This window comes from Pelomonas sp. KK5, assembly GCF_001984095.1.
GTDB lineage: Bacteria > Pseudomonadota > Gammaproteobacteria > Burkholderiales > Burkholderiaceae_C > KK5.
The window spans coordinates 1-24,014 of sequence record NZ_LYVQ01000097.1 but is presented as its reverse complement, the minus strand read 5'-3'; the positions used below and the strand labels follow the sequence as shown (position 1 = coordinate 24,014).

The 24,014-nt window shown below is 68.0% G+C and carries 23 protein-coding genes; 15 read left to right on the top strand and 8 right to left on the bottom strand.

The window, feature by feature from the left end:
- Positions 1-157: 157 nt before the first annotated feature.
- From gspG to B0W88_RS16445, 5 genes are all read right to left on the bottom strand, one after another.
- On the bottom strand, positions 158-577 hold the full coding sequence (gene gspG / locus B0W88_RS16465) for a type II secretion system major pseudopilin GspG (RefSeq protein ID WP_077035725.1): 420 nt from the start codon (positions 575-577) through the stop codon (positions 158-160).
- A gap of 135 nt (positions 578-712) precedes the next feature.
- Entirely contained in the window at positions 713-2,491 is a 1,779-nt protein-coding gene (locus B0W88_RS16460; RefSeq protein ID WP_077035724.1) for a thiamine pyrophosphate-binding protein, read from the bottom strand.
- Between the two features lie 40 nt (positions 2,492-2,531).
- On the bottom strand, positions 2,532-3,386 hold the full coding sequence (locus tag B0W88_RS16455; protein WP_077035723.1) for a citryl-CoA lyase: 855 nt from the start codon (positions 3,384-3,386) through the stop codon (positions 2,532-2,534).
- Complete coding sequence (locus tag B0W88_RS16450; protein WP_077035722.1) at positions 3,383-4,585, bottom strand: CaiB/BaiF CoA-transferase family protein; 1,203 nt, start codon at positions 4,583-4,585, stop codon at positions 3,383-3,385. Before B0W88_RS16450 ends, B0W88_RS16455 begins: the two co-directional genes overlap by 4 nt.
- Before the next feature lie 29 nt (positions 4,586-4,614).
- Positions 4,615-6,105, bottom strand: a complete 1,491-nt coding sequence (locus B0W88_RS16445) for an aldehyde dehydrogenase (RefSeq protein ID WP_083748827.1) — start codon at positions 6,103-6,105, stop codon at positions 4,615-4,617.
- A gap of 149 nt (positions 6,106-6,254) precedes the next feature.
- Here B0W88_RS16445 and B0W88_RS16440 point away from each other — a divergent pair, with 149 nt between their 5' ends.
- Positions 6,255-7,106 carry a DMT family transporter gene (locus tag B0W88_RS16440; RefSeq protein WP_233151735.1) on the top strand — a complete coding sequence of 284 codons (852 nt, stop codon included), beginning with the start codon at positions 6,255-6,257 and terminating at the stop codon, positions 7,104-7,106.
- Here B0W88_RS16440 and B0W88_RS16435 read toward each other — a convergent pair.
- Positions 7,097-7,951: a shikimate dehydrogenase gene (locus B0W88_RS16435; RefSeq protein ID WP_233151734.1), complete on the bottom strand. Its 855-nt coding sequence runs from the start codon at positions 7,949-7,951 to the stop codon at positions 7,097-7,099. The genes B0W88_RS16440 and B0W88_RS16435 overlap by 10 nt on opposite strands.
- Before the next feature lie 133 nt (positions 7,952-8,084).
- Here B0W88_RS16435 and B0W88_RS16430 point away from each other — a divergent pair, with 133 nt between their 5' ends.
- The 6 genes from B0W88_RS16430 (at position 8,085) to B0W88_RS16405 (ending at position 13,179) form a co-directional block, all read left to right on the top strand.
- Complete coding sequence (locus B0W88_RS16430; RefSeq protein ID WP_198937852.1) at positions 8,085-8,726, top strand: TetR/AcrR family transcriptional regulator; 642 nt, start codon at positions 8,085-8,087, stop codon at positions 8,724-8,726.
- A 222-nt stretch (positions 8,727-8,948) separates the two neighbouring features.
- Positions 8,949-9,617, top strand: a complete 669-nt coding sequence (locus B0W88_RS16425; protein ID WP_077035720.1) for an amino acid ABC transporter permease — start codon at positions 8,949-8,951, stop codon at positions 9,615-9,617.
- A gap of 9 nt (positions 9,618-9,626) precedes the next feature.
- Positions 9,627-10,277, top strand: a complete 651-nt coding sequence (locus B0W88_RS16420) for an amino acid ABC transporter permease (RefSeq protein WP_077035719.1) — start codon at positions 9,627-9,629, stop codon at positions 10,275-10,277.
- A gap of 47 nt (positions 10,278-10,324) precedes the next feature.
- Complete coding sequence (locus B0W88_RS16415) at positions 10,325-11,155, top strand: transporter substrate-binding domain-containing protein (protein WP_083748826.1); 831 nt, start codon at positions 10,325-10,327, stop codon at positions 11,153-11,155.
- Between the two features lie 14 nt (positions 11,156-11,169).
- Positions 11,170-11,910, top strand: a complete 741-nt coding sequence (locus tag B0W88_RS16410) for an amino acid ABC transporter ATP-binding protein (protein ID WP_304442584.1) — start codon at positions 11,170-11,172, stop codon at positions 11,908-11,910.
- 147 nt (positions 11,911-12,057) lie between these two features.
- Complete coding sequence (locus B0W88_RS16405; protein WP_077035728.1) at positions 12,058-13,179, top strand: porin; 1,122 nt, start codon at positions 12,058-12,060, stop codon at positions 13,177-13,179.
- On the opposite strand, the gene B0W88_RS16400 is transcribed toward B0W88_RS16405, so the two are convergent.
- Both B0W88_RS16400 and B0W88_RS16395 read right to left on the bottom strand, forming a co-directional pair.
- The gene (locus B0W88_RS16400) at positions 13,142-14,584 is read right to left on the bottom strand and encodes an MFS transporter (RefSeq protein WP_077035718.1); all 1,443 of its coding nucleotides are present in this window, start codon (positions 14,582-14,584) and stop codon (positions 13,142-13,144) included. The two genes, B0W88_RS16405 and B0W88_RS16400, sit on opposite strands and share 38 nt — an antisense overlap.
- The gene (locus tag B0W88_RS16395; RefSeq protein ID WP_077035717.1) at positions 14,584-15,312 is read right to left on the bottom strand and encodes an IclR family transcriptional regulator; all 729 of its coding nucleotides are present in this window, start codon (positions 15,310-15,312) and stop codon (positions 14,584-14,586) included. The genes B0W88_RS16400 and B0W88_RS16395 overlap by 1 nt, the downstream gene beginning before the upstream one ends.
- Before the next feature lie 125 nt (positions 15,313-15,437).
- On the opposite strand from B0W88_RS16395, the gene B0W88_RS16390 reads away from it, so the two are divergent.
- The 8 genes from B0W88_RS16390 to B0W88_RS16355 all read left to right on the top strand — a co-directional run.
- A complete protein-coding gene (locus B0W88_RS16390; RefSeq protein WP_077035716.1) occupies positions 15,438-16,172 on the top strand; it encodes an IclR family transcriptional regulator in 735 nt (244 codons plus the stop codon).
- Between the two features lie 238 nt (positions 16,173-16,410).
- Complete coding sequence (locus tag B0W88_RS16385) at positions 16,411-17,421, top strand: DctP family TRAP transporter solute-binding subunit (RefSeq protein WP_077035727.1); 1,011 nt, start codon at positions 16,411-16,413, stop codon at positions 17,419-17,421.
- Positions 17,422-17,512: 91 nt separating this feature from the next.
- Entirely contained in the window at positions 17,513-18,091 is a 579-nt protein-coding gene (locus B0W88_RS16380; protein WP_083748825.1) for a TRAP transporter small permease, read from the top strand.
- Between the two features lie 25 nt (positions 18,092-18,116).
- The gene (locus B0W88_RS16375) at positions 18,117-19,397 is read left to right on the top strand and encodes a TRAP transporter large permease subunit (RefSeq protein ID WP_077035715.1); all 1,281 of its coding nucleotides are present in this window, start codon (positions 18,117-18,119) and stop codon (positions 19,395-19,397) included.
- 309 nt (positions 19,398-19,706) lie between these two features.
- Positions 19,707-21,701 carry a PQQ-binding-like beta-propeller repeat protein gene (locus B0W88_RS16370; protein WP_233151733.1) on the top strand — a complete coding sequence of 665 codons (1,995 nt, stop codon included), beginning with the start codon at positions 19,707-19,709 and terminating at the stop codon, positions 21,699-21,701.
- A gap of 24 nt (positions 21,702-21,725) precedes the next feature.
- The gene (locus B0W88_RS32595) at positions 21,726-22,517 is read left to right on the top strand and encodes a PEP-CTERM sorting domain-containing protein (RefSeq protein WP_083748824.1); all 792 of its coding nucleotides are present in this window, start codon (positions 21,726-21,728) and stop codon (positions 22,515-22,517) included.
- 57 nt (positions 22,518-22,574) lie between these two features.
- Positions 22,575-23,234 (top strand): PEP-CTERM sorting domain-containing protein, encoded by a 660-nt coding sequence (locus tag B0W88_RS16360; RefSeq protein WP_077035713.1) that lies wholly within the window; start codon positions 22,575-22,577, stop codon positions 23,232-23,234.
- Positions 23,231-24,014: ELWxxDGT repeat protein (locus tag B0W88_RS16355; RefSeq protein ID WP_369973894.1), on the top strand; the 784-nt coding region annotated here is incomplete at its 3' end. The genes B0W88_RS16360 and B0W88_RS16355, both read left to right, overlap by 4 nt.

Genomic DNA, 24,014 nt, shown 5'->3' with positions numbered 1-24,014 from the left:
GCCCTTGGCGGCGCGTGCCGACAACACGGACAAGCCGCTGGCCCTGGCCTGCTGCAGCGCGGCCGACAGGTCAGCCGCCTCGATCGGCAGCGAGACCAGCGAGCCGTCTGCCCGCAGCGCGCGCACGTTGAAGGTGGTGATCGTCATCCCGCTTCAGTCACCAGTTCGTGATGTCGGCGGCCTCGCCGCTGCCGCCCGGCTGGCCGTCCTTGCCGTAGGAGAACAGGTCGTAGTCGCCATGCTCGCCGGGCGCCTTGTAGTGGAAGGGCTGGCCCCAGGGGTCCATCGGCGCGGGCTTCTGCAGATAGGGGCCGGCCCAGCGGCCGAGGCCGTCGGGCCTGTTGTTCAGCGCGGCCAGGCCCTGCTCGGTCGTCGGGTACTGGCCGACGTCCAGCCGGTAGGTGTCCAGCGCCTTGCCGAAGGCCTCGATCTGCGCCTGCGCCGTGCGGATCTCCGATCGCCCGATCTGCGAGAAGTAGCGTGGCGCCACATAGGACGCCAGCAGGCCGATGATGACCATCACCACCAGCAGCTCTAGCAGCGTAAAACCGAACGTCGTTCTGTTTTTGCGAGACATGATGCAAGTGTCGATGAGGCGAGCCACCGCGGCCTCGGTGATTTCCCTATTAGAGAACGTTGTTCTAAAAAATAAGGGCGCCCGGTGGGCGCCCCGAACTGCAGACCATCTCTGCAGGAGACAAGATGCGCGGGATCAGTCCAGCGCGGCGTGCTTCACATGGCGGCCGCCTTCGGGCGTGTAGATGTCGTTGATGTTCCAGTGGCCCGAGGTGGGCACCGGCTCGTTCTTCATCGACACGTCCAGCACGCAGGGGCGGCCCGAGGCAATGGCCTTCTCCAGGGCCGGCTTGAACTCGGCGGCCGAGGCCACCTTGACGCCGTCCACGCCGAAGCCGCGGGCGATGGCCGCGAAGTCCGGCGAGTAGGGCTCGCCGCTGGAGCCCTTCTTGAACACGCAGCCGAAGGTGGTGCCGTAGTGGGCCATCTCGAGGCCGGCGATGGTGCCGTAGGCGCCGTTGTTCATCACGACCCAGACGACGGGAATGCCTTCCTCGGCGGCGGTGGCCAGGGCGGCCGGGTTCTGGCCGAAGCCGCCGTCGCCGACCAGCGCCACGACGACGCGATGCGGCTGCGCCAGCTTGGCGCCCAGCGCGGCCGGCGAGCCGAAGCCCATCGTCGCGAAGCCGCCCGGCGTCAGGATGGAGCCCGGCGTGTAGATCGGGAACTGCTGGCCGACGCCGTTCTTGTTCCAGCCCACATCCGTCGTGATGATCGCGTCGCGCGGCAGCACCGCGCGCACATCGGCGAGGATGCGCTCGGGCCGCATCGGGAAGGCCTCGTTGTTGACGTGCTGTCGGTTCTTCGCCTGGAACTCGCTGCGGAAGCTGGCGATCTCGTCGCGCAGCTTCTCGTTCCTGACGCCGTCCGGATAGAGGCGCTTGGCCACGCGGATCAGCACGGCGAGCGCGGCCTTCAGGTCGGTCGCCACGCCGATCTCGACCGGATAGTTGCGGCCGATTTCGGACGGGTCGATGTCGATGTGGATCAGCTTCGCAGGCGGGAAGCTGAAGGTGTACTCGTTCTCCCAGGAGCTGCAGTCGGCCTCGGCGAAGCGTGTGCCCAGGCCGATCACCCAGTCGGCGTTGCGGCACTTGTCGTTGACGAACTGCGTGCCCCAGAAGCCGGTCATGCCGATGGTCAGCGGGTGATCGTCCGGCACGACGCCCTTGCCCATCAGGCTGTGGGCGACCGGCAGCGAGAGGTGGTCCGCGAAGGCCGCAAGTTCGTCGGCCGCATCGGCCAGCATGATGCCGCCGCCCGCGTAGATCACCGGACGCTCGGCCTTGGCCAGCGTGTGGACGATGCGCTCGGCCACCACCTCGTCCAGCGAGGGCTTGTGGACCGACTTGGTGTGGTGGGACAGACGCTCGAACAGCTTCGTGTCCACCTGCATCGAGAAGATGTCCATCGGCACGGAGATCAGCACCGGGCCGGGGCGGCCGGTCTCGGCGAGCTGGAAGGCCTTCTCCAGGATTTCGGGGAAGAGGTCCGGCCGCTCGACGCGCCACACGCGCTTGCAGAAGGGACGGTAGATTTCGGACTGCGAGGCGTCCGCGTGCAGGTTGATCTCCTGGTGCGGATGCTTGCCGTAATAGTGGCTCGGAATGTCGCCGGCGATGACGACCATCGGCACCGAATCCAGCGCGGCGTTGGCCACGCCGGTGGAGGCGTTGGTCAGGCCCGGCCCGAGGTGGGACAGGACGACGGCGGTCGTGCGCTTGGCGCGGGCATAGCCGTCCGCCATGTGGGCGGCGATCTGCTCGTGGCGGGTGTTGACGAACTTCAGCGTCTTCGCCTCCGACAGCGCGGCCAGCACCGCGATGTTGGTGTGGCCGCACAGGCCGAAGATGTATTCGACGCCACGCTGCTCGAGGTACTTGACGAGCTGCTTCGAGATGAGTTCGGTGGTCATGATGGATCTGTCTCCTTGCTGCTTGAAGATGCGGGGATGGCTACCGGTCGAGATGGCGGCGAGCCGGGCCGGTGTAGGTGTACGGAATGCTGGGCGCCATCGGGCCCTTGATGCGGCCGCCCTGCTGGCGCTGTTCCCAGGCGTGGGACAGGATGCCGATCGAGCGGGAGAGGATGAAGAGGCCGCGGCCCAGCTCCGGCTCGAAGCCCAGCGCCAGGTAGATCGCGGCGGTGACGCCGTCGATGTTCAGCGGGATCGGCTGGCCCTTGTTCGCGCTGAGTACCCGCTCGATGGCCGAGGCGATGCGGCCGAAGCGGCCGGAGATGACGCCGACCGCCTCCGCCTCGCTCACCATCGCGAGCAGGCGCACGGCGCGCGGGTCGACCGAGTGCCAGCGGTGGCCGAAGCCGGGGATGACCTTGCCGCGCCTGGCCTGCCAGTCGGCGATGACCGCGGCCACCTGTTCGTCGCTCGCATCCTCGCCTTCCGGCGCCATCGCGCCGATCGCGCGCATCAGCTCCATGCACTGCTGGCCGGCGCCGCCGTGGATGTCGTCCAGCGCGTTGATCGCCGAGGCCATCGCGCCGTTGAGCGGCAGGCCGCAGGTGACGGCCATCCGCGAGATGGCGATGGACGGTGCGTGCGGCCCATGGTCGATGCCGGCCACCAGCGTGGCCTCCAGCAGCCGGCTCTGCGCTGGCGGCGGCAGTTCCCCGCGAAGCATCAGCCAGGCCATGTCGGCGTAGCTCAGGTGGCCGATCAGCTCCTGGATCGGGTAGCCGCGGATGTCGATCTGGTTCGGCTTGATGTCGATGATGGCCGTGGACCACCAGGCCTTCGCGTCGTCGATGACCTGCTCGGCTGTCTTGCCGGCGTGCTTGCTGCCGGCGCTCATATCGCACCTCCGATGCGCAGCTGGCTGATCTCGTCGACGCCGAAGCCGATCGACTGCAGGATCTCGTCGGTGTGCTGGCCCAGCGCGGGCGGCGGCGCTGAAGACGCCGGGTCGCCGTCGGACAGGCGGAAGCCGGCCTTGGGCACCGTGATCGGCCGGTCCACGCCGGGCACGGTCCCGAAGGTCTGCAGCAGCTGGCGGAAGCGGATCTGCGGCGACTCCAGCACCTGCGGCACGGTCAGCACGCGACCGGCCGGGATGCCGATGCGGTTGAAGGCCTGTTCCCAGTGGGCGGCGTCGTGGGCGGACAGCGCGGCCTCGATCTCGGCCGTCAGTTCCTGGCGATGGCGCTTGCGGCTCTCGCGCTTGGCGAAGCGGGCGTCGGTGATCAGGTCCTCGCGGCCGATCTCGCGGCACAGCGATTCGAACTGCTCCTGCTTGTTGGCGGCGATGTTGAGCAGGCCCGAGCCGGTCCTGAAGGCGCCCGAGGGCGCGGCCGTCATGTTGTCGTTGCCGTAGGCGCGCGGCTCGGTACCGGCGATCAGGTAGTTGGACACCACCCAGCCCATCGTTACCAGCGTGGACTCCAGCATCGACACGTCGATGAAGCCGCCTTCGCCGGTGCGGAAGCGCCGCACCAGCGCGCTGCTGATCGCGAAGGCCGCGGTGATGCCGCTGATCGTGTCGGCCACCGGCGAGCCCACGCGCAGCGGTGCGCTGCGCTCATCGCCGGTGATGCTCATCATGCCGGACAGGCCCTGGATGATCTGGTCGTAGGCCGGGGCATCCTTCAACGGGCCGTCCTGGCCGAAGCCGGAGATGGCGCAGTAGACCAGCGCCGGGTTGTGCGCCTTCAGCTCGTCCCAGGACAGGCCCAGCCGCGCCATCACGCCGGGGCGGAAGTTCTCCACCAGCACGTCGGCCGTCTCGACCAGGCGCTTCAGCACCGCCTTGCCTTCGGCCGTCTTCAGGTTCACGGTGACCGACTTCTTGCCGCTGTTCTGCGCCAGGAAGGAGGCGCCCATGTAGCCCGCGTTCAGGTCGGGGTCGGCGCCGAGCTGGCGCGCGAGGTCGCCGGTCTTGGGCACCTCCACCTTGATCACGTCCGCGCCGAGCAGGGCAAGCTGGTAGGCGCAGAACGGCCCCGCCAGCACATTGCTCAGGTCGAGGACCCGGACATTCGTCAGTGCCTGACTCATTGTTGTGTTCCCTGGTACTGACTGATGAATTAGCGACGAATGAAGGGGTTCGGCACTTCGAGATCGGAGGACATCCAGACGCACTTGGTGTGCAGGTACTCCTTGATCGCATCGATGCCCGACTCGCGGCCGATGCCCGACTCCTTGTAGCCGCCGAAGGGCGAGGTGAAGCTGGTGGCGCGGTAGTTGTTGACCCACAGCGTGCCGGCCTTGAGCCGGTCGGTCATCAGCATGGCGCGCTTGAGGTCACGGGTCCAGACGGCGCCGGCCAGGCCGTAGGCCACGTCATTGCCGATGCGGATCGCGTCCTCCTCGTCGTCGAAGGGGATCACCGCCAGCACCGGGCCGAACACTTCCTCCTGCGCGATGCGCATCTCGTTGCGCACCTTGACGAAGATGGTCGGCTCGATGAACTGGCCGGCGCCGAGGTCCGGGCGGCTGCGGCCGCCGAGCACGCACTCGGCGCCCTCGGCCTTGGCGATCTCGATGTAGGAGAGGATCTTCTCGAACTGCGGGCGGGTGGCGACCGGGCCGATCTGGGTCTGCGGGTCCGACGGGTCGCCCAGCCGCACGTCCTTCATGAAGGCCAGCAGCTTCTCGATGAAGACATCGTGGATCGAGCGCTGCAGCAGCAGGCGCGAGCCGGCCTGGCAGCTCTGGCCGGTGGCGGCGAAGATGCCGGAGACCACGCCCTTCACGGCCTGGTCCAGGTCCGCGTCGTCGAACACGATATTGGGCGACTTGCCGCCCAGCTCCAGCGTCACCGTCTTGAAGTGGCTGGCCGCCAGTTCGTAGATCCGCTTGCCGGCGACCGAGCCGCCGGTGAAGCCGATGTGCTCCACCTTCCGGTGCTCGACCAGCGGCTGGCCCACCTCGGGGCCGAAGCCGGTCACCACGTTGATCACGCCGGGCGGAAAGCCGGCCTCGGTGAAGATGGCCGCCAGTTCCACCATCGAGGCCGAGGTGAACTCCGAGGGCTTCACGACGACGGTGCAGCCGGCGGCCAGCGCCGGGGCGAGCTTCCAACTCGTCAGCGTCAGCGGCGAGTTCCAGGGCGTGATGATCGCGATCACGCCCTTGGCCTCGTAGCGGGTGTAGGCGAACACGCCCTTCTTGTCGGTCGGGATGACCGCGCTCTGGATCTTGTCGGCCAGGCCGGCGTAGTACTTCAGGTAGTCGGCCATGTAGCGGACCTGGGCGACCACCTCGGTGATCAGCTTGCCGTTGTCGCGCTGCTCGATCAACGCCAGGCGCTCGGCCTTCGAGGCGATCAGGTCGGCGGCCTTCCACATCAGGCGGCCGCGCTCGCTGGGCGTCATCGTCGACCAGGGACCGACCTCGAAGGCGCGGTGCGCGGCCATGACGGCGAGGTCCACGTCCTTCGCGTTGCCGCGGGCCACCATCGCCCAGGTCTTGCCGTCCCAGGGGTTGTCGGTGGGGAAGTAGCCGCCGTCGGCCGGCGGCGTGGGCCGGCCGTCGATGTAGTGCTCGTACTGAGGCAGTGCGCTGTCGCTTGTCATGATGTTCCGTGCCTGCTGGAAAGTGGACGTCAGAAATTTATCGTTCCGTACAGCATAATGCAATTCTAATAATTGAGGGTATCGGGTAGGCCCTAGTGAGCCGGCTCGAGGAAGGAACGATGGACAAAAGAGCTTTTACGCTCCCTGGCGTGGTTTTCGTCATCGGGGCGGTGGCCTGTTTCGCGGCGCTGGACACGGCCACCAAGTGGGTGAGCCTGAGCGCGCCGGCGCTGATGACCGTGTGGTTCCGCTATGTCCTGCAGGCCGTGCTGACCGGCGGGGTACTGCTGCCCAGGCGTGGTCGCGCGCTGCTGCGCACGCGGAGGCCGGGGCTGCAGGTCCTGCGCGCCTGCCTGCTGCTGGCCTCCAGCAGCCTGGCCTTCCTGAGCCTGCAGCACATGCCGGTGGGCGAATACACGGCCGTGACGATGATCACGCCGCTGGTCGTGATGGTCGTGGCCGGCTTTGCGCTCGGCGAGTTCGTGCCGCGCAGCCGCTGGCTGTTCCTGGGGCTGGGCTTTGCCGGCGCGCTGCTGGTGGTGGCGCCGGGCGGGGCGTCGGCGGACCGGGTGATGGCGCTGCCCCTGCTGGTGGTGGCCATCAACGCGGGCTACCAGATCCTGACCAGCCGGCTCGCCCAGGTCGATGCGCCCGCGACGATCCAGTTCTACACCGGCGTGATCGGTGCCGGCATCGCCAGCCTCGCGCTGCCCTGGAACTGGGCGCCGCTGAGCGCGGCGACCTGGGGCCTGCTGGTCGCCATGGGCCTGTTCAGCACGCTCGGGCATCTGCTGCTGACGATGGCCTACACCCGCGCGCCGGTCTCGCTGCTGACACCGTATCTGTACTTCCAGATCGCCTTCGGGGCCTTCGGCGGCTGGTGGGTCTTCGGCCACATGCCGACGAGCACCGCGCGGCTGGGCATCGCGATGATCGTGCTGTCCGGCGTGCTGGTGTCCTGGGCGCGAGCGCGCCCGGGGACTGCGGCGGCTCAGGCCTGATCGAACAGGCGGCGCACGTCCGAGGCATCGGCCTGCACGGCGCGGGCGAGTTCCTCGTAGCCGAAGAAGGACAGGTATTCGGGCACCTGCTGCACCAGCATCTCGAAGCCCGGATAGGCCTCGATGCCGCGCGCGTGGCAGGCCCGGAGCAGGGGCGTCGGCTGGTTCTTCATCAGGATGTCGACGACGACCGCGCCTTCATCGAGACGCGCCACGTCGAAGGGCAGGGGATCGTCCGGCTTCAGCCCGAGCGGCGTGGCGTGGATGACGAGATGGTGGCCTGCAGGGTCGGCGCTGCCGGCGGCGCGGACATCGACGCCGAATTCCGCCGACAGCCGCGCCGCCAGCGCCTCGGTGCGATCGGCGGCCAGGTCATGCAGCGTCACGCGGGCCGCCCCGCGCGAGGCCAGCGATGTCGCCACCGCCGCGCCGCCGCCGCCAACGCCGACGACCAGCGTCCGGCGCCCGGCAACGGCGACGCCGAAGTGGTCCAGCGCCTTGGTGAGGCCGAGGCCGTCGAAGAGGGCGCCCTCCAGCGAACCGTCCGGCCGGCGCCGGACCGCGTTGACGGCGTCGGCGCTGCGGCCCAGGCGGTCGCACTGCTGCAGCAGTGGCACCATCGGCCCCTTGTGCGGGATCGCCACCCACAGGCCGCCGAAGTTCCGCGCCTTCATGGCCTGCGCGACGAAGCCGGGCAGGTCCTCGGGCGCCACCTGCGCGGGCACCAGCACGGCGTCGATGCCGTGCCGGGCGAAGAGGTGGTTGAACAGCTCCGGCGCGCGAACCTGTGCCACCGGGTCGCCGACGATGACGAAGACGCGCGTCGTGCCGGATATGTTCATCATCGAGTGTCCCCGGGTGTTCTTGTTTGACATTCAATAATGTACGAACTGGTACGTTTTATTTTCAGGATAAACCCGATAGCCCGGGTGATAGAGTGGCGGCGGCCAAAATGGACTGGCCGACCGAAGAGCCCTCATGCCCGCTGAAAACGTCATTGCGAAGCGCCCCTACGACGCCGATCAGTCGATGGCGGACATCCTGCGCGTCGCGACCAGCGAGTTCGCGAACAAGGGCTTCAGCGGCGCCCGCGTCGACGAGATCGCCGCCGCCACGCGTACCAGCAAGCGGATGATCTACTACCACTTCGGCAGCAAGGAAGGCCTGTACGTGGCCGTGCTGGAGGAGGCCTACCGCACCATGCGCGAGGCCGAGGCCGGGCTGGAACTCGACGACCTCGAGCCCGAGGATGCGCTGCGCAAGCTGGTGGGTTTCACCTTCGACCGCGACCACGAGAACGAGGATTTCATCCGCCTCGTGATGAACGAGAACATCCATCGCGCCGAGTACATCGCGCGCAGCGACTCGATCCAGAAGACCAACATCCCGGCGATCAGCAAGCTGCAGGAGGTCTACGAGCGCGGGGTCAAGGCGAAGGTCTTTCGCCGCGGCATCGACCCGATCGACCTGCACATGTCGATCTCCGCGCTGTGCTTCTTCAACGTGTCCAACCGGCACACGTTCTCGGTGATCTTCGATCGCAAGCTCGAGACCACGGCCGTCCACAGCCGGCGCCGCGACAGCATCGTCGAGATGGTCGTGCGCTTCGTGCGCAAGTAGGCCCCGCGGCCCCGCGACCCCGCGCCGCACGGGCGCGATGCCTCCTGCCCCGCCCGTTCTGTCTCTCGGGGTTTCAACCTATTTTTGCAAAACGCACCAGTTCGTACATTCTGTTCACTGACGGAAAAGTCAGCCAACGCAGCGTCGACTGCGCAGTTCCCAGGACAGGCCAGGAGACAAGGCAATGGCAGCAGTACGGATCCGTGCCACGGAGGCGCGGCCTTGAACTACCAGTTCGACTTCGGTCCGGTGCTCGCCGGCCTGCCCGAACTGCTGAAGGGCTGCGCGGGCACGCTGGGCCTGGCGCTGGCCGGCATGGCCATCGCCACGGTGATCGGCATCGGCGGCGTGCTGCTGCGCGACTCGCGTGTGGCGCCGCTGCGCTGGGCGGTGATCGCCTTCGTCGAGCTGATCCGCAACACGCCCTTCCTGGTGCAGATCTTCTTCATCTTCTTCGCGCTGCCTTTCGCCGGCATCCGCCTGAACCCGACGCCGACCGCCATCCTGGCGCTGGGCGTCAACGGCGGCGCCTACGCGATCGAGATCATCCGCGGCGGCGTGCAGGCGATCCCGAAAGGGCAGATCGAGGCCGGCCAGGCGCTGGGCCTGAGCCAGTTGCAGATCTTCCGGCTGATCGTGCTGCGGCCGGCGATGCGCGCGATCTTCCCCTCGCTGTCCAGCCAGTTCATCCTGCTGACGCTGACGACCAGCATCGCCTCGGCGATCGCGGCCTACGAGCTGACCTCGGTGGCCCAGCGCATCGAGTCGGACTCCTTCCGCAGCTTCGAGGTCTACGGCGCGGTGACGATCCTCTACCTGGCCATGTCCAGCCTGATGATGTTCGGCTTCGCGCGCATCACCGGCCGGCTGTTCAACTATCCGGTGAAGTGACGGACGGCCATGCTGGGACTCAAGACCGCCGAATTCATGTTCCTGCTGGGCGGGCTCAAATGGACCCTCCTGCTCTCGCTGGTGGGCCTGGGCCTTGGCGCCGTCGCCGGCCTGCTGATCGCGCTGGCGCGCAGCGGCGCGACCGTCTGGCTGCGCCGCCTGACGGCCGCCTACATCGGCGTCTTCCAGGGCACGCCGCTGCTGATGCAGCTCTTCGTCACCTACTACGGCCTGGCGCTGTTCGGCTTCCATCTGGAGGCCTGGGAATCGGTGGCGGTGGGCTTCACGCTGAACGCCAGCGCCTTCCTGGGCGAGATCTGGCGCGGCGCCATCCAGGCCGTGCCGCGCGGGCAGACCGAGGCGGCGCAGGCGCTGGGTGTCGGCTACATCGATCGGATGCGCTTCATCGTGCTGCCGCAGGCGCTGAAGATCTCGTTGCCGGCCACCATCGGCTACCTGGTGCAGCTGATCAAGGGCACCTCGCTGGCCGCCATCGTCGGCTTCACCGAGCTGTCCCGCGCCGGGAACATCGTGTCGAACCAGACCTTCAAGCCGCTGCTGGTCTACGGCATCGTCGGCGCCCTCTATTTCGCGCTCTGCTGGCCCCTGTCGCTCTGGGGCTCGCGCCTGGAGCGGCGGCTGGCCACGGCGGCCCGTTGAGCCCATCCCATCTTCACCCCCGTACGAGAGAGACAGGAGACAGCACCATGAAACGAGTCAACACCGAGCGGCGCCGGCTCACGGCCCTGGCGCTGTGCCTGGGTGGCGCGCTGATCGGCAGCAGCGCGCTGGCGATCACGCCGGCCGAGATCAAGGCCCGCGGCAAGGTCATCATCGGCATCCAGGCGGCCAATCCGCCCTGGGGCTATGTGGACGCCAGCACCGGCCAGGCGGACGGCATCGACGGCGACATCGGCAAGGCCTTCGCGAAGGAGCTGGGCGTGCAGGCCGAGTTCGTCGGCCTGGAGGTGGCCAACCGCATCCCGGCGCTGACCTCGGGCCGCATCGACATCCTGTTCGCCACCATGGCCATGCTGCCCGATCGCGCCAAGGCCGTGCAGTTCAGCAAGCCCTACGTGGCCAACACCATCGTGCTGGTGGCGCCGAAGACGACCGTCATCAAGACGAACGCGGACATGGGCAAGTACACGATCGGCGTGGCCCGTGCGGCGCAGCAGGACACCGACGTCACGAAGAACGCGCCGGCCGGCACCAACATCCTGCGCTTCGACAGCGATGCGGCCTCGGTGCAGGCGATGCTCAGCGGGCAGGTGCAGGCGGTCGGCGGCAACATCTTCTACGCCAAGCGGCTGAACGAGGCGAGGCCCGGCACCTTCGAGAACAAGCTGGAGTTCACCAAGCTCTACAACGGCGCCTGCTCGCGCCTGGGCGAGAAGGAGATCAACGCCGCGCTGAATGCCTTCATCGACAGGATCAAGGCCAACGGCGAGCTGGCGAAGATCCAGGAGAAGTGGATGGGCAGTTCCAGCACGAGCTTCCCGGACGCCGTCGACGGCGTGTCTTTCGTCGCCAAGTGAAGGAAGGCGCGGTCATGGACGCTCCGATGATCCGCATGGAGCACGTGGAGAAGTGGTACGGCGCGTACAAGGCGCTGAACGACGTGAACCTGTCGGTGCGGGCCGGCGAGAAGATCGTGCTCTGCGGGCCGTCCGGTTCCGGCAAGTCGACGCTGATCCGCTGCATCAACCATCTCGAGGCCTACGAGAAGGGCCGCGTCAGCGTGGACGGCATCGCGCTCACCGGCGACGCGAAGAGCGTCAACGCGATCCGCGCCGAGGTGGGCATGGTGTTCCAGCAGTTCAACCTGTTCCCGCACATGACGGTGCTGCAGAACTGCATGCTCGCGCCGATGCGCGTGCGCGGCGTCGGCGCGCAGGCGGCCGAGACGCTGGCGCGCAAGCTGCTCGCCCAGGTCAGGATCGCCGAGCAGGCGGACAAGTACCCGGCGCAGCTGTCCGGCGGGCAGCAGCAGCGGGTGGCGATCGCCCGGGCCCTGTGCATGGCGCCCAAGGTGATGCTGTTCGACGAGCCGACCTCCGCGCTCGATCCCGAGATGGTCAAGGAGGTGCTCGACGTGATGGTCAACCTGGCCAACGAGGGCATGACGATGATCTGCGTGACGCACGAGATGGGCTTCGCCCGCGCGGTGGCCGATCGCGTCATCTTCATGGCCCAGGGCGAGATCCTCGAGGAGGCGCCGCCCGACGAGTTCTTCCGCGCGCCGAAGCACGAGCGCACGCGCGCCTTCCTCGGCGACATCCTGGGTCACTGACCGAGCACCCGACGGCGGCCCTTCCAAGCTGATCGGCAAGGCCGCGCGAGGCGCGGTCGAGCCGCTGCATTGCCCGGATTCCTTGCGTAGTCCCGCTTCTGATCGCCGGGCCCTGCGATCAGTCCACGAACGGAGAGAGACATGATCATGAAGAAGAACCCCTTGAGGATCCTGGCCGGCGCCACGGCCGCGCTGGCCCTGGGCGGCACCGCGCAGGCGCAGTCCAGCGTCACGCTGTACGGCGTGCTCGACCAGTACCTGCACTACATGCACAGCAGCTCCGGTGCGACCGTGAAGGCGCTGGAGGACGGGGCCTGGCTGCGCAGCCGCTTCGGCGTGCGCGGCCAGGAGGACCTGGGCGACGGCATGTTCGCCAAGTTCCAGATGGAAGGCGGCTTCAGCACCGACAACGGCACGCAGGCCGACACCACGCGCTTCTGGGACCGGCAGACCTGGGTGGGCCTGGGCACGAAGACGCTGGGCGAAGTGCGCTTCGGCCGCCAGAACGGGCCGATCCAGTCGCACGGTGCCTATGTGGACTACACCTGGCGCGACCTCGGCTCGGTCATCAACAACTTCGGCGTGCCCTCGCGCTACGACAACGACTTCGGCTACCTGTCGCCGCGCTGGAGCGGCTTCGCCTTCGAGGCCCATGTGGCCCTGCCCGAATCTCCGGTGGGCAACCACCCGATCGTCTACCAGCTGTGGGGCGACTGGACCAACGACGTGATCCGCGCCGGCTACATGGGCATCCGGGGCCGGCCGCCCAGCCATGCAGTGATCGCCAAGGACATGGTCTACGACAACCTGTACTTCAACTGGATGTACGGGGCCGGCACCGTCTACGTGGCTTACGTGCACAGCAACAACAGCACGAAGACCGCGGTCAGCAACAACGCGGGCACCATCGTCGGCAACACCGGCGGCTACAACGCGGGCACCGATCCCAACCTCAACAACTTCTACGACATCTGGCAGCTCTCGGCCGACTACCGGATCACGCCGCAGGTCCGCGTCGGCGCGCTGTGGGGCCAGATCAAGGACAAGTCGGGCCGCAGCCAGGGCGGCAATGGCGGCTCGGTCGGCGTCTACTACGACATGAGCAAGCGCACCATGCTCTGGGCCATGGCCGACACGATGCGCAACGACACCAACGGCGGCTGGCGCCCGGTCGGCTCGGCAGGCCCGAAGAGCACGTTCACGACGCCCAACGACGTCAACGGCCGCACGCTCAACGGGCTGGAGGTGGGCATCGTCCACCGCTTCTGAGCGCGTAGATCGCCGCGCCGGCATCGTGGTCCAGGCGCCGGGCGACCAGCGCCGCCAGCGCCATCAGGGCGCCGGCCGCGAACCAGGCATGCCGGAAGTCGGCCATCTGCAGGCTGCCGGCATCGCGCATCGACTGCGACAGGCCGAGCGCCAGCGCCGCGAAGGCCACGCCCATCGAGATGGCGAGCTGCTGCAGCATCGTCGACAGGCCGGTCGCGTTGGCGCGTTGCTCGTCCGGGACGTCGGCGAAGGCCAGCGTGGCGATGGCCGTGAAGTTCAGCGAGCGCGAGAGGCCCGCCGCGAGCAGGCAGCCGTAGAGGAGGGTGGTCGGGGTGTCGGGCACCAAGGTGCCGCAGGCCACCAGCGTCAGTGCGCAGATGGCGCCGTTCACCGTGAGCACCGTGCGGAAGCCGTAGCGGCGCAGCACCGGCGTCGTCACGGCCTTCATCAGCAGGTTGCCTGCCATGTAGACCAGCATGGCCGTGCCCGCATCGAGCGGGGACATGCCCATGCCGACCTGCAGCATCAGCGGCAGCAGGAACGGGGAGGCATGGATGGCGACCCGCGAGAGGAAGCCCGCCGTCGCGTTCGCCATCCGGAAGCTGCGCACGCGCAGCACCCGCAGGTCCAGCATCGGCGCCTGGGCGCGGGCCGCGTGGCGCAGGGCGAGCGCACCCGCCGCCAGACCGAAGGCCAGCACGGAGAGCGGCACCGCGATGCCTTCACCCTGTCGCTCGCCCAGCAGGGACAGGCCTTGCACGATGGCGCCCAGCGCCGTGGCATTGAGCAGGAAGCCACGGAGGTCCAGCGCCTGCGGATGGCCCGGCTTGCGCAAGGGGAAGAAGCGCATCACCAGCCACGCGCCGATCATGCCCAGCGGCAGGTTGAGGAAGAAGGCCCAGCGCCAGGAGGCATGCTCGACGATCAGCCCGCCCAGCACCGGGCCGACCACCGGGCCGATCAGCCCGGGCCAGGTGATGGTGCCGATCGCCTCGATCAGCCGCTGCTTCGGCGTCTCGCGCAGCACCACGAAACGCCCGACCGGCGACATCAGCGCCGCCGCCGCGCCCTGCAGCGCCCGGGCGGCGAAGAATGTCGCGGGCGAGGGTGCCAGGCCGCAGAGCACCGAGGCACCCGTGAACGCGGCAATGGCGCCGACGAACATGCGCCTTGCGCCGAAGCGCTCGGCGCTCCAGCCGGCCGCCGGCGCGAAGGCCGCCATCGCCACCAGGTAGGCGGTGATGCCCTGGCTCATCTGCAGGGGCGTGGTGCCGAAGGAGCGGGCCATCGCGGGCAGGGCGGTGGCGATGATCATGCTGTCCAGCGTCTCCATGAAGAAGGCGGCGCCGACGATCCACGCGATCCTGCGTGCGGCCTGGGCATCGTCCTCGTGCGCCTCGTGCATCAGGACGCTCCGGCGCTCTCCGGATGCGGCCGGAAGACGCTGGACCGCGGATCCCATCCGAGTGCCGCGCTCAACTGGCCGGCCTGCCGGAACAGCGTGGGCAGGATGCGCGGCGTGCCCAGCGCCTCGATCCGGTAGCGCGGGCCGGAGACGCTCAGCGCGCCGTAGAGCACGTCGCCGTGGGCGAACACGGGGCAGGCCACCGCGGCGGTCTCCTCGTCGCGCTCGCCCGACGAGGCCGCGAAGTAGCACTGGCGGATGCCCTCGTAGTGCTTGCCGCTGGCGCCGGCAAAGGCCCGCAGCACATGCGCCGCCGCGCCGACGGTCAGCGGCAGCCGGTCGCCTTCGTGCACCGAATCGCGCACCGCCCGGCCCGAGTCGACCCGATGCAGGCAGATGCGATGTTCGCCCTGGGCGATATAGAAGGCCGCGCCTTCGTGCAGGTCCTCGACGATGCGGGCCAGCACCGGCGGCACGATGTCGGCCGTGCGCAGGTGGCGCTGGAACATCCCGCCCAGCACCAGCACCTTCGAGCCCAGGCGGAAACAGCCGTCGTCCGCCCGCACGACATAACCGAACTTCTCCAGTGACTTCGTCAGGCGCAATACCGTGCTCTTGTACAGCCCGGTGCGCTTGGACAGTTCGGCCAGGGTCAGCTTGGGCTCAGTCAGGGCATCAAGAATGCCTAAAGCGCGCTCGACCGAGGCCACGCCTGTTTCTTCCGTCATTCCTTGTCTCCCTTGAGGCGCCATGTTGATGCTCTAGTTTAGAACGATGTTCTTAAAAAAGAGAATCAGCGATGTCAGTGACAATTGCGGAACCAACAAGAGCTTGAGCGCCCCACGAACCCACCATGCCGAAAAAAGCCGCACACCCTTCCGTCGCCGACCAGCAGGCCGCACCCGGCGGTGCCGCCGCGGTAGACCGGGCCCTGTCATTGCTCACCGCCTTCCGCAAGGGCGACGGCTCGCTGACGCTGGCCGAACTGGCCCAGCGCACCCAGCTCTACAAGAGCACGGTGCTGCGCCTGATCGCTTCGCTGGAGCACGCCACGCTGATCCGCCGCCATGCCGACGGCAGCTACAGCCTGGGGCCCGAGATCGTGCGGCTCCACGGCGTGTACGCCTCCGCCTTCTCGCAGCAGGATGCGGTGATGCCGGTGCTGAAGGAACTGGTCGACCAGACCAACGAGAGCGCGGCCTTCCACGTGCGCCATGGCGACGCGCGGCTGTGCCTGTACCGCGTGGACTCCACGCAGCTGCTGCGCGACCACACCCGCGCCGGCGACCTGCTGCCGCTGGACCGCGGCGCCGGCGGCCGCGTGCTGATGGCCTACGGCGGCGGCAAGGAGCCGAAGTACCGCAAGATCCGGCAGGACCAGGTGGTCATCGCTTCCGGCGACCGTGTGCCCGAGGTGTCCGGCATCTCGGCGCCGGTGTTTGGCGCCGACGGCGAGTTCGCCGGGGCCATCACGCTGAGCATCCCGACCTATCGCCTCAACACCGACCATGCGGAGCATGTGCGCGAGGCCGCGATCAAGCTGACCGGCCTGCTGGGCGGCGTCTACCCCGAGCCTGAGCGCAGCTGAGCCTGCCGGGCCGGCGAGGGCCGGCCGCTTCCCTTCTCCCCGAATCGCCCTGGCACCGTGAGGTGGCCAGGGCGATTTGCCATGTGCGCACGGCAGGCGGTCTGTCTTTCAGAACAGTCTTCTCCGGGTCTACCCTTTGTTGACGCTCGGGTTTTTGCGCCAATAGAATGCAACGACGTTCTGTTGTTCGCAACGCAGCCACCACTTCAATCGAGCCACCCCGAAGGAGACAAAAGTGATCACCAAGAGCGAAATCCGCCGAACCCTGCTGCTGGCAGCCCTGTGCGTGGGCGCCTTGCCTGCGGCCTTTGCGCAGGAGGCGCGCACCATCCGCTTCGGCCACCTGAACAACAGTGACCACCCGATGAGCATGGGTGCGCGCAAGTTCGCCGAGCTGGTGGCGGCCAAGAGCGCCGGCAAGATGACGGTCAAGGAGTTCCCGGCCTCGCAGCTCGGCAGCGAGCTGCAGCAGCAGGCGGCGCTGCAGGGCGGCGTGCAGGAGATGACCGCGCCGGCGCCGACCTCGCTGGCCGGCATCGTCAAGGAGTTCGGCCTGCTGGACTTCCCCTTCATCGTCAGCAACTTCAAGCAGGCGGACGCGCTGCTCGACGGCCCCGTCGGCAAGGCGCTGCTGGCCAAGCTGCCGGAGAAGGGCCTGGTCGGCCTGGGCTTCTGGGACCTGGGCTTCCGCAACGTGACCAACAGCAAGCACCCGATCGCCAAGGGCGAGGACCTGGACGGGCTGAAGCTGCGCGTGATCCCGAACCCGGTGTTCCTGGAGACCTTCAAGACCTTCAAGGCCAACCCGGTGCCGATGCCCTTTGGCGAGCTGTACTCGGCGCTGGAGACGCACGCGGTGGACGGTCAGGAGAATCCCTTCTCGGTGATCCTGTCGAACAAGTTCTTCGAGGTGCAGAAGTACGTCAGCGCGACCAACCACGTGTACGCGTCCAACATCCTGCTGGTCAGCAAGAAGTTCTGGGACAAGCTGACGCCGGCCGAGCAGAAGATCATGCAGGACGCGGCCAACGAGGCCATCGTCTACCAGCGCCAGGTGAGCCGCGACATCGCCGGCAAGGCCGTCGCCGAGCTGAAGTCCAAGGGCATGCAATACACCGAACTGGCCCCGGCCGAGATCGCCAAGATGCAGGCGGCCGTGAAGCCGATCCATCAGAAGTTCGCGGCCGAGTATGACCCCGCCATCGTCAAGCTCTTCAACGCCGAACTCGAGCGTATTCAGAAGCTCTGATCGTTTGTCATCGCTGTTCGGGCCGCTCGCGGGGATCCCCCGAGGCGGCCCTCCGTCGCGCCACGCGACGTCCCACTCCAGGGGAATCCCCGTGAATCGAATCCTCAACGGCTACTGCCGCCTGCTCGATGCGCTGACCGCGCTGAGCCTGGCCATCATGGTGGTGCTGGTCTTCGGCAACGTCGTCCTGCGCTATGTCTTCAACTCGGGGCTGATGATGTCCGAGGAGATGTCGCGCTGGTTCTTCGTCTGGATGATCTTCCTGGGCGCCGTCGCCGCGCTGCAGGAGAACGGCCACCTCGGCACCGACTTCCTGATCGCCCGGCTCCCGCTGATCGGCAAGCGCATCTGCGCCGCCATCGCGCAGACCAGCATGCTGTACGTGAGCTGGCTGCTGGTGTCCGGCAGCTGGGACCAGGTGAAGATCAATGCCGACGTGACGGCGCCGGTGACCGGCGCCTCGATGGGCATCTTCTACGCCAGCGGCGTCGTGTTCGCCGCCTCGGCCTGCGTGATCCTGGCGGTGCAGCTCTGGCGCACGCTGTCCGGCCGCGCCACCGAGGAAGACCTGGTGATGTTCACCGAGTCCGAAGACCTCGCCAAGCTGCGCGAGCAGGAGAAGCACGCCGCCGCCGATGCCGCCGCCGCCTCGCCGGTGCTCGAGCGCTGAAGACGAACGAAGAAGGCCTTTCATCATGACTGTCATCATCTTCATGGGCTCCCTGATCGGAGCCATGGCGATCGGGGTGCCGATTGCCTACGCACTGCTGCTGTCGGGCCTGGCCCTGATGGTCCACCTCGACATGTACGACGCGCAGATCCTGGCGCAGAACGTCATCAACGGCGCCAACAACTTCCCGCTGCTGGCCGTGCCCTTCTTCATGCTGGCCGGCGAGATCATGAACGTCGGCGGCCTGTCCAAGCGCATCGTGCAGCTGGCGATCACGCTGGTGGGGCATGTGCGGGGCGGCCTCGGCTTCGTGGCCATCGTCGCCGCGCTGCTGCTGGCCGCGCTGTCGGGCTCGGCCGTGGCCGATGCCGCGGCGCTGTCCGCGCTGCTGCTGCCGATGATGGTGGCGGCCGGCCACAAGGCGGGCCGGGCCGGCGGCCTGATCGCCTCGGCCGGCACGATCGCGCCGGTGCTGCCGCCCTCGATCGGCTACGTGATCTTCGGCGTCACCGCCAACGTGTCGATCAGCAAGCTGTTCCTGGCCGGCATCGTGCCCGGCGTGCTGCTGGGCGCGGGCCTGTGGGTGGCCTGGTGGTTCGTGGCCAAGCGCGAGCACATCGCGATGCCGCGGCAGGCCACGATGGCCGAGCGCTGGGCCGCGCTGAAGTCCTCCTCCTGGGCGCTGGTGCTGCCCTTCATCGTGCTGGTGGGCCTGAAGATGGGCGTGTTCACGCCGACCGAGGCGGGCGTCGTGGCGGCGGTGTACGCCTTCTTCGTGGCGACCTTCGTCTACAAGGAACTGCACTGGAAGCAGATGTACCGGATCTTCGTGTCCGCCTCGCGCACCTCGGGCGTCGTGATGTTCCTGGTGGCGGCCTCGATGGTCTCGGCCTGGCTGATCACGGTGGCCGACCTGCCTGCGCAGATGGTCGACATGCTCAAGCCCTTCATGGAGAACAAGACGCTGCTGATGCTGGCCATCATGGCCCTGGTCATGGCGGTGGGCACGGCGCTGGACATGACGCCGACGATCCTGATCCTGACGCCGGTGCTGATGCCCGTCATCAAGCATGCGGGCATCGACCCGATCTACTTCGGCGTGCTGTTCATGATCAACAACGCGATCGGCCTGATCACGCCGCCGGTGGGGGTGGTGCTCAACGTCGTCGCGGGCGTCGGCAAGATGAAGATGGACGAGGTCACGCGCGGGGCCATGCCCTTCATGATGGTCGAGTTCGGCGTGATGTTCCTGCTGGTGTTCTTCCCGCAACTGGTCATCTGGCCGGCCCGCCTGCTGGGCGGGTGATGATGACGATCATCATGATTGCAATGCCCTAGACATCACCATTCCCGGCCCGACGGCCGGCCGCACACGACCTGACCCTCGTGCGTGGCCGGCCGTTTTTTATGGCCGCTGCACGGCCGCCACAAAGGCGGGCAAACCCTCAATCGACGCGGGTTGACTTTGTGCGTGCCGTCGCAAATACTTTGTTTTATTAGACGGCCCAGCGTTCTGACAAAAAGAACGCAAACAACCCAGCAACGGAGACTTGGAATGAATCGGAACCTGATCACTTCCATGCTGTTCGCCTCAGGCGTTCTTGCAGCATCGGCCATGCCCCTCGCAGCGTTCGCGGCCTCGGCCGCCGACTCGTGCTGCATCGCCGCCACCACTGATTTCCCCAAGGTGGGCGGCAATCTCGGCAACCAGAACTACTCGTCCCTGGCCAAGATCAACAAGGCCAACATCAGCCAGCTCGGCGCGATCTGGGTGAACAGCCTGGAAGGCGGCGCCAAGTCCGGCAACGCGCAGAGCACGGCGGTCGCCGTGAACGGCGTTCTGTTCATCGAAACCGCCCAGGGCCGCATCCACGCGGTCGACGGCGTGACCGGCCAGGTCAAGTGGAGCTACAACCCGGGCCGCGGCGGCCAGACGCGCCGCGGCGTGGCGGTGGGCGACGGCAAGGTCTACACCAGCACCACCGGCAACTACGTGATCGCGCTGGACCAGGAGACCGGCGCCAAGGTGTGGGAGCGCCAGTACAACCAGTACCCGGGCATCGCCAAGGTCGGCATCGTCTACTACGACCACATGATCTACGTCGGCACGTCCGACACCGATCGCGGCGTCGGCCTGGCGCTGCAGGCCAGCAACGGCGACGAGGCCTGGCACTTCTACGGTCCGGCCGCGCCGGGCACGATCGGCGGCGACACCTGGGAGGGCGACACCTACCTGAAGGGCGGCGCCACGCCCTGGATCCACCCGGCCATCGACCCCGAGCTGAACACGCTGTACTGGACCTTCGGCAATGTGCGCGCCGGCTCCTCGCAGAACGGCTCCACGCGCGGCGGCGACAACCTGTTCGCCAACTCCATCGTCGCGATGGACGCCAAGACCGGCGTCTACAAGTGGCATTTCCAGTCGGTCCACCACGACCACTGGGACATGGACAACGTGATGGCGCCGGTGCTGGCCAACATCACCGTCAAGGGCCAGCCGAAGAAGGCGGTGGTGTACGGCAGCAAGACCGGCATGTACTACATCCTCGACCGCACCAACGGCACGCCGCTGATCGGGATCGACGAGAAGCCGGTGCCGGTCGACCCGCGCCAGAAGTCCTCGCCGACCCAGCCCTTCCCGCGCGGCGGCGGCTTCGTGCCGACCTGCCCGACGGCCGAGGGCCCGGCCCGCGCGGTGCCGAACTTCAAGACCGGCTGCATCTTCGCCGACCACTGGGACGAGCCGGTGCTGTCCTTCCCGGGGCAGGGCGGCGGCTCCGACTGGAACCACCAGTCCTTCAGCCAGACGACCAAGCTGATGTACACCGGCGTGGGCTACATCGGATCGGCCCATTCGCTGACCGAGGCCAGCAACGGCCTGCGGCCGTTGGGCACGCCGATGTCCGGCGGCGTCGTGGCGGTGGACCCGTCCACCAACACGGTGGTGTGGCGCAAGGACCTGCCCTGGTCCGTCGCGCACGGCAACGGCATCCTGACGACGGCCAGCAACCTGATGTTCATCGGCCAGCCCGACGGCAACCTGCTGGGCATGGACGCGCTGAACGGCCGCGAGCTGTGGCGCTTCCAGACCGGCGCGAGCATCAACGCCAGCCCGATCACCTACGAGGTCAACGGCGAGCAGTACATGGCCGTGTTCGCCGGCGGCTCGGGCCTGCCGTTCTCGGACGCGCCGCGCGGCGACTACCTGTGGGCCTTCAAGATCGGCGGCAAGGTCGCGCCGCTGCCCGCGCCGATCCCGCCGGCACTGCGCCGCGACATCACCGCCACGGCGGTCGAGGGCTCGGTGGTCAACAACACCGTGGTGCTGAACCGCTCGTACAGCGGCGGCGCCGTCGGCACCGTCGAGCAGGACACCGTCAACGCAATGGCGCCGCAGCACCTGCGCGTGCCGGTGGGCACGACCGTGACCTTCCTGAACCCGGCCACGAACGCCAAGAACCACTGCGCCACGCAGTTCTTCGAGGGCCTGTTCAACGCCGGTCCGCTCGCCCCGGGCCAGAGCTTCGCCTACACGTTCACCAAGGCCGGCGAGTACTTCTACAACGACTGCACGAGCCCCCGCGCCACCGGCAAGGTCGTCGTGTACTGAATCGAATAAGGAGACATCTTCATCATGAAACTGAACATCAACACCCTTGCCGCGGTGGCCCTGGTGGCCACGAGCTTCGGCGCGAGCGCCGCCGGCCTGGACTCGACCGCGAGCTTCCAGATCACCTCGTTCTCCTACGTGGCGACCGGCGGCGCGCTGAGCTGGAGCACTGGCTCTGCGTACCAGACGCTGTACTCCGAGTCCGACGAGGCGGGCGGCCTGACGTCCAACGACATCCTGTCCTCGTCCGACGCCGCGCTGACCGACTCCTCGCTCGGCACGAGCCGGCCGCATGCCACGTCGACGGTCTCGTCGGCAGCGGCGGGCACGATCCAGGGCATCGCCAACGCCACGCCCTTCGTCATCTCGGCGATCAGCCAGCCGCACGCCGCCAACGCCACGGCGCAGCAGTCGCAGGAGTTCACGCTCTCGGCCGCCGGCAGCGTGACCTTCACGATCGGCTACTCGCTGCTGGCCGGTGGCGTCACCAGCAACACCAACGAGAACTTCGCGCTGGCGGCACTGGATGCGTCCTTCGGCAACTACTTCAACACCAGCGGCGGCACGCAGAACATCACGCTGCTGTCGTCCGACGTGGCAGGCGGCCAGAACGGGCAGAGCGGCACGCTGAGCTTCACGGTGGACTTCGCGTCGCCTGACGAGATCGGCTACTACAACCTGCGCGGCAATGCGCTGGCCAATGCCAGCGCCTCGATCTCCGCCGTGCCGGAGCCCGAGAGCTACGCGCTGATGCTGGCCGGCATCGCCGCCATCGGCGCGATCGCGCGCCGCCGCTCGCAGCCCTCCGCCCGCTGACGGGCCCGCCCTCCCGCTCGCGCGGGAGGGCCTCTTCTCAGAACACACGGAGTTCCCATGTCCAGCAAGCACCTTGCTGCGGCTGCCGGCCTGCTCATTGCAGCGTCGGGCGCGCACGCAGCCCTCTCGATCGGTGGCCTGACCTTCGCCGACGATTCCTACGCCGACCAACTGGTGGCCTCGACCGGCATCTACACCGTCAACGGGCCATCGCTCGCGGCGGCGCTGACCGACAAGGACCTGTCCACCTGGGCCACGTCGATGACGCCGGGGGCCAGCGTCACGCTGCGGTTCACCGACAACTCGGTGGTCAACGGCGCCGGTGACGACCTGGCCCTGTTCGAGGTGGGTCACGAAGCCTACGAGTACTCGCAGGAAGGCTTCGACAGCTTCAACGTGACGATCAACGGCATCACGCGCACCTACTTCACGACCGAGACCACCACCATCGTCGACGACCACAACGTCAACATGACGACGCTGGACCTGAGCTTCTTCGGCATCGCCGCGGGCGCCTCGGTCAACGAGATCCAGATCGGCATGGACTTCGACACCCGCGGCTCGCGCCCGCAGCTGCAACTGGTGGCGGCCATCCACAGCGGCGCTGCCACGGCGGTGCCGGAGCCGCAGAGCTTCGCGATGCTGGCGGCCGGCCTGGGCGTGCTCGCCTGCGCCGCGCGCCGCCGCTCGCAGCGCCGGGAGCGCACAGCGTCATGAAGCCGAAGCCGCCGCTGCTGGCGCGCCTGCTGCGCCACGCGCTGGTGTGGACCTGCGCGGGCGTGGCCTGGTGCGCGCTGGCCGCCAAGCAGGACCCGGTGCTGCGCTGGACCGCGCCGAGCGGCCTGATGGTCTTCGACCAGCAGCTGCTGTTCGCGATGAGCGACGGCGCGTCCGGCCACGAACTGTGGTCGGTCCGGCTCGACGGTAGCGGCGCGGCGATGCTGAAGGACATCCGCGCCGGCGCGCTCGGTTCCTTCCCGACCGGGCTGACGCGGCTGGGCCAGCTCGTCGTCTTCAGCGCCGATGACGGCGTGCACGGCAACGAGCTGTGGCGGACCGACGGGACCGCCGCGGGGACCCAGCTGCTGAAGGACATCCGTCCGGGGCGCGCCGACGCCACGCCCAACGGCTTCACGGCCTTCAAGGATCGCCTGTACTTCTCGGCCGACGACGGGGAACACGGCTTCGAGCTGTGGTCCACGGCGGGCGACGAGGCGTCCACGCAACTGGTGGCCGATCTCCAGCCCGGCCCCGAAGGCTCGGCGCCGCGGCAGTTCACCGTCGTCGGCGAGCGCCTGTTCTTCATCGCCACCGATGCCCGGCACGGCACCGAACTGTGGGCCTCCGACGGCACGGCGGCCGGCACGCACATCGTCAAGGACATCGCACCGGGCGCCGACAACAGCCGCATCGAATCGCTGACCGTGGTCGGCGGCCGGCTCTACTTCGTCGCCGACGATGGCGTCCACGGCCAGGAGCTGTGGGCCAGCGACGGCA

Excerpts from the sequence above, each read along its gene's own strand:
- B0W88_RS16405 (WP_077035728.1), top strand. The coding sequence starts at position 12,058 with ATGAAGAAGAACCCCTTGAGGATCCTGGCCGGCGCCACGGCCGCGCTG.
- B0W88_RS16435 (WP_233151734.1), bottom strand. The coding sequence starts at position 7,951 with ATGATGAACATATCCGGCACGACGCGCGTCTTCGTCATCGTCGGCGAC.
- B0W88_RS16390 (WP_077035716.1), top strand. The coding sequence starts at position 15,438 with ATGCCGAAAAAAGCCGCACACCCTTCCGTCGCCGACCAGCAGGCCGCA.
- B0W88_RS16445 (WP_083748827.1), bottom strand. The coding sequence starts at position 6,105 with ATGACAAGCGACAGCGCACTGCCTCAGTACGAGCACTACATCGACGGC.
- B0W88_RS32595 (WP_083748824.1), top strand. The coding sequence starts at position 21,726 with ATGAAACTGAACATCAACACCCTTGCCGCGGTGGCCCTGGTGGCCACG.
- B0W88_RS16395 (WP_077035717.1), bottom strand. The coding sequence starts at position 15,312 with ATGACGGAAGAAACAGGCGTGGCCTCGGTCGAGCGCGCTTTAGGCATT.
- B0W88_RS16400 (WP_077035718.1), bottom strand. The coding sequence starts at position 14,584 with ATGCACGAGGCGCACGAGGACGATGCCCAGGCCGCACGCAGGATCGCG.
- B0W88_RS16450 (WP_077035722.1), bottom strand. The coding sequence starts at position 4,585 with ATGAGTCAGGCACTGACGAATGTCCGGGTCCTCGACCTGAGCAATGTG.
- B0W88_RS16455 (WP_077035723.1), bottom strand. The coding sequence starts at position 3,386 with ATGAGCGCCGGCAGCAAGCACGCCGGCAAGACAGCCGAGCAGGTCATC.
- B0W88_RS16370 (WP_233151733.1), top strand. The coding sequence starts at position 19,707 with ATGCCCCTCGCAGCGTTCGCGGCCTCGGCCGCCGACTCGTGCTGCATC.
- B0W88_RS16415 (WP_083748826.1), top strand. The coding sequence starts at position 10,325 with ATGAAACGAGTCAACACCGAGCGGCGCCGGCTCACGGCCCTGGCGCTG.
- B0W88_RS16460 (WP_077035724.1), bottom strand. The coding sequence starts at position 2,491 with ATGACCACCGAACTCATCTCGAAGCAGCTCGTCAAGTACCTCGAGCAG.
- B0W88_RS16420 (WP_077035719.1), top strand. The coding sequence starts at position 9,627 with ATGCTGGGACTCAAGACCGCCGAATTCATGTTCCTGCTGGGCGGGCTC.
- B0W88_RS16410 (WP_304442584.1), top strand. The coding sequence starts at position 11,170 with ATGGACGCTCCGATGATCCGCATGGAGCACGTGGAGAAGTGGTACGGC.
- B0W88_RS16375 (WP_077035715.1), top strand. The coding sequence starts at position 18,117 with ATGACTGTCATCATCTTCATGGGCTCCCTGATCGGAGCCATGGCGATC.
- B0W88_RS16430 (WP_198937852.1), top strand. The coding sequence starts at position 8,085 with ATGCCCGCTGAAAACGTCATTGCGAAGCGCCCCTACGACGCCGATCAG.
- gspG (WP_077035725.1), bottom strand. The coding sequence starts at position 577 with ATGTCTCGCAAAAACAGAACGACGTTCGGTTTTACGCTGCTAGAGCTG.
- B0W88_RS16360 (WP_077035713.1), top strand. The coding sequence starts at position 22,575 with ATGTCCAGCAAGCACCTTGCTGCGGCTGCCGGCCTGCTCATTGCAGCG.